The following is a 4,158-nucleotide window of genomic DNA, read 5'->3' on the forward strand; positions in this document are numbered from 1 at the left end:
CTTGGCGGCCGGCAGGGCGGCTTCGGCGGCGTCGAAGGCTTCGGCGCGGGCGGCCAGCAGCTGGGCGGCCTCGATGCCGTGGAGGCGGGCGCGCAAGGCGTCGGCTTCTTCCTTGGCGGCGTCGAGCTGCGGGCGCAGTTCGCGCAGGCGGGCGTCGATGCTCTGCATGTCGGCCTCACACTGCTTGAGGCGGGCCTTCCGGGCGAGCTCGCCGAAGTGGAATTCGGCCGGCTTGCCCAGGTGCCGGGCGCCGCGGCGTTCCCGGTGGTAGCCGTCGCGGGTGATCCACTCGGTCTCGCGGGGCAGGCTGCGGGCGGCGTCGGCGTCCTCGACGCGCTGAATGCGGTTGAGGAGGTCGGCGAGCCAGCGGGGCACGGCGTCGGCGAAGCGGATGACTTCGGCCAGCGAACCGCGGTTGGCCGGCGGGGCGGGTTCGAGTTCCGGCACGATGAAGTGGCGGAAGCGCTCCTGCTCGCCCAGAGCCCAGGCGGCGTGGCGGTCTTGTTCGCGTTCGAGCAGCAGCACATGGCGGTAGGGGCGCAGCACGGCCTCCAGCGCGCCCTGCCAGCCCGGATCGATGACCTCGACGATCTCGGACAGGGCCCGGTGGGCGATGCCGGCTTCCTTCAGGCGGGTGCGGAAGCGGCTCACCTCCGGGTCGCCCGGCGAGCCGCGGGAATCGCGGGTGGCGCGCAGCTGGGTGACTCGATCCTCGAAGGCGGCGGTGGCCTCGCGCTCCTGACGCTGCAGGTGGAGCAGGCGGGCGTCGGCCTTGGCGTAGGCGGCTTCCAGGTCGACCGCGGCGTCGCCGGCCTCACGGGCCAGGCGGGTGCGCAGGGCGCTGCGTTCGGCGAGGAGTTTCTCGGCGTCGCGCACTTCGTCGTGGGCGGCGAGGTGGTCTTTCTCGGCCTCGAGGTCGGCGCTACGGGCGGCCTTGCGTTCGGCGTCGGCGGCGGCCTTTTCGGCTTCGACGCTGCGGATGCGCGTCTGCAGGTCGGCGAGCTCAAGGCTGCAGCGCTGCTGGTCGTCCTTGTCGCGGGCGATGTCGCTGCGGGCGAGCACGATGTCGCGGGCGAGCTCGGACGCTTCGAGGCGCGGCACGATCTCGGCGGCGAGGGCTTTCGCTTCGTCGTCGAGCTGCTTCCATTCGAGGAAGCGGTCGGCCTCGAGGCGCTTGGCCTCGGCCTGGGCGCGGAGGCGGTCCAGGTCGAGGCCCAGGGCGGCGAGCTCGCGCTCGGCGTTGTTCTGCTCCTCGCGGGCGAGGTCGTAGTTGTCGAGGACTTCCTTGTCGCCGAAGACGTCGAAGACGAGCTCCAGCAGCGCCTTGGGCGAGTATTCGCAGAGCTTGTCGGTGTCGCCTTGCTCGAGCGCCAGCACCTTGGCGATGGCCGGGGTGAGGCCGCCCCAGGCGAGGCGGCTCTGGTAGTCGCGGTAGCCGACCCATTCGACGGCCTTGTCTTCGTTGGCCTCCAGCGCCTCGATGGGCACGTCGCCGTCGGCGATGGCGTAGTCGCGGGTCCAGTCGCCGCCGGCGCGGCGGATGCGGCAGGCGAGGGTCACCTCGTCCTTCAGGCACGGGAAGAACGGCCGCTTGCCGGTGCTGCCCGGGCGGTTGGCGACCACCGCGCGGATCCACGCGAAGCTGCGGTTGGCGCGGCGCACGTAGCGGCGGAAATCGCGCTTGCCGGAGCAGCGCAGGCCGAACAGGGTGCGCAGGGCGTCGAGGAGCGTGGTCTTGCCGGAGCCGTTGGGGCCGACGATGGTGATGATCTGGGCGTCCAGCGGCAGGTTGAAGCGGCGCCAGTAATCCCAGTGGACCAGTTCGAGTTGCTTGATGTGGAACATGGGTGCTCAGTCGGTCAGGTCGTCGGGGTCGGCATCGGCGTCCGGCTCGGGGGCGCTGAAGGCGTCTTGGGCGGGCGGCGGATGGCCAGCTTCGGAGAGCACCTCGCCGAGGGTGCCGTAGATGATGCGGTCGGCCATCAGGCGGTAGTCGAGCAGCACGTCGAGGAGCGGGCCTTCGTGGATCATGCCGCCGCGGCGCTCGATGAAACCGAGCTGGGCGAGGCGCGACAGCAGCTTGCCCTGAACGTAAGTCTTGTGACCCAGCACCGGCGCGAAGTCGGCGAGCAGTGAGGCTTCGGAGAGCGCGCCGGCGACTTCCTCGCCGTGGGCGAGGGGGGCGTCCTTGCCGAACATGTCGCCCTGGCCGTCGTCGGCGAGTTTCTGGCGGTTGATCTGGCGCTCGCGCTTGGGCAGCACGATGAGCGCCCAGATGACCACCAGCAGAGCGAGCTGGTCGCGGGTCAGGCCGACGTTGCTGGCGGCGTATTCGCGGCTGGCGCCGAAGACGGGCTCATGCACGTCGTCGGCCAGGGCCACGGCCACGTGGGCGGCGTAGGGGTTGTCGATGAGCTGCAGGCCGACGGCCGAGAGGCGGGCGTCGAGATCCACCCGGAAGGCTTCGTCCACCAGCGCGCGGCGCACCAGCGGGTCGGTGCGCGGCAGGCTGCGGCTGGCCAGCAGGCGGGCGGTGAGGGTCCGGATCTGTTGTTCCATCAGGCTTGGGGGGCGTGGGGTTCGTCGAGGTCGGCGAGGACCGGGATGGCTTCGGGGGCGGGCAGGCTGCCGCGGGCGCCGACGAGGCCGGCGGACATGCGGGCGATCTCGTTTTCACCGACCTTGACCATGCCGGCCTCGAACAGCACGTCGAGGGGCAGGCGCATGAAGTCGCCGATGGGGCCGTCGGTGGGGCCGGCGCTGCCGGATTCGCCGTCGCCGCCATCGGCCAGCAGCGCCAGCAGCGACAGGCGGTAGCTGGAGGCCGGGAAGCCGCCGCCGGCCACCAGCCGGGCGAGGCTGGCGGGTTCTGCACCGGGCTCGGCCAGTTTGGCCAGACGCTGGCTGAAGTGCTGCAGAAGGCGCAGATCCTCGGCCTCGGGGGCGCGGTTGGCGGGGGCGTCCTCGGGGGGCGGCAGGGCGGTGTCGGCCTCGATCTGGCGGGCTTCTTCGGAGAGGGTGAGTTCGGCGCGGTCGAGGATCTCGTGGCCGCCGGCGAGGAGGGTGAGCTCCGGCGCCGGGGCGAGGGCGCCGTCGATGAGGACGGCGAGCTTGCGGGCGTCGAGGCTGCGCAGCCAGCGGGCCACGTCGCTGGACGAGATGCCCGAGCCGCCAAGGGTGACGCGCTGGGCCTCGATCTTGTTTACGGCGCGCTGGAAGGCCGCGTCGACGCGGGCGAGGCGCGACTGGGCGAGACCGATGCGCTGGGCGACGCGGGCGAGGTCGAAGGGCACCTCAGGGTCGGCCAGCAGCTCGCGCAGCACCGCGGTGCCCTTCTCGATCCAGCGCATGTTGGCGGAGAGCTTGCGGCGGGCGTCGGCGATGCGGAACTCGGAGCCCGAGGCGATGGCATCCTCGAAGTGCCAGGCGAGATCATTGAGCTTGCCGAGCAGGTGGCCAAGGGCTTCCGGGGTGATGCTGCCCACCGCCTGCAGGCCGGCCAACTGGGCGGTGAGGAAGCCCAGCTCCAGGTCGTCCTCGGCGCTGAAGCTGACCAGCATGCCGATGGCGGCCACGGCGTTGCGGCCGATGTCGGAGAGGGCGTAGAGGTTGTCCTCGCCGATCTCCAGCAGGCCGTTGCCGCGCAGGCGGCGCAGGGCGGTTTCGAGCTTGACCGGGTCGAGGAAGGCGAAGCGCTGGCGGAGCTGCTCCGGCCCCCAGCGGGGTGATTCGTTCTCGCGGCCGATCTCGCGCAGCACCATCAGGCGCATCAGTACCTCGGCCTCGCTGCCGTGGAAGAGCGTGCTGAAGGCGGCCAGCAGCGGCCGGGCGTGGAGCAGCGGGGCGAGCTCGGGCACGTCGTCGGCGGCGACGCCGGGGGCGAGGAAGTCGTGGAAGGGGATGTCTGCGCGGACGTCGGACATGGGCGCGCCTCGGGTCAGCGGAACAGGGCCAGGGCGGCGATGCGGCGGTCGATTTCGTCGCTCATCTGCTTGTAGGCGGGCGCCTCGGGGCTGCCGAAGCGGCGGCGGAACTCGTCGGCCATCATGTGCTCGGGCAGACCGTCGATGGGCGGCAGCAGGGCGGCGTCGGTGAGGCCGGCGGCCACGGCGGCGGCGAGGCGCTCGGCGCTTCGGGCGGCGAGCTGGCCGAGGCGGG

At 72.1% G+C, this 4,158-nt stretch carries 4 protein-coding genes; all 4 read right to left on the bottom strand.

From position 1 onward, the window contains the following. On the bottom strand, positions 1–1,845 hold a 1,845-nt coding region (locus tag QQK25_RS22360), incomplete at its 3' end, for an ATP-binding protein (RefSeq protein WP_284189947.1). A 6-nt stretch (positions 1,846–1,851) separates the two neighbouring features. Beyond that, positions 1,852–2,559 (bottom strand): hypothetical protein, encoded by a 708-nt coding sequence (locus tag QQK25_RS22365; RefSeq protein WP_284189948.1) that lies wholly within the window; start codon positions 2,557–2,559, stop codon positions 1,852–1,854. After that, complete coding sequence (locus QQK25_RS22370) at positions 2,559–3,923, bottom strand: hypothetical protein (protein ID WP_284189949.1); 1,365 nt, start codon at positions 3,921–3,923, stop codon at positions 2,559–2,561. Before QQK25_RS22370 ends, QQK25_RS22365 begins: the two co-directional genes overlap by 1 nt. 14 nt (positions 3,924–3,937) lie before the next feature. Further along, positions 3,938–4,158 (bottom strand): hypothetical protein (locus QQK25_RS22375; RefSeq protein ID WP_284189950.1); only part of this gene is annotated, 221 nt, incomplete at its 5' end.

This window comes from Zoogloea oryzae (assembly GCF_030161255.1).
GTDB lineage: Bacteria > Pseudomonadota > Gammaproteobacteria > Burkholderiales > Rhodocyclaceae > Zoogloea > Zoogloea oryzae.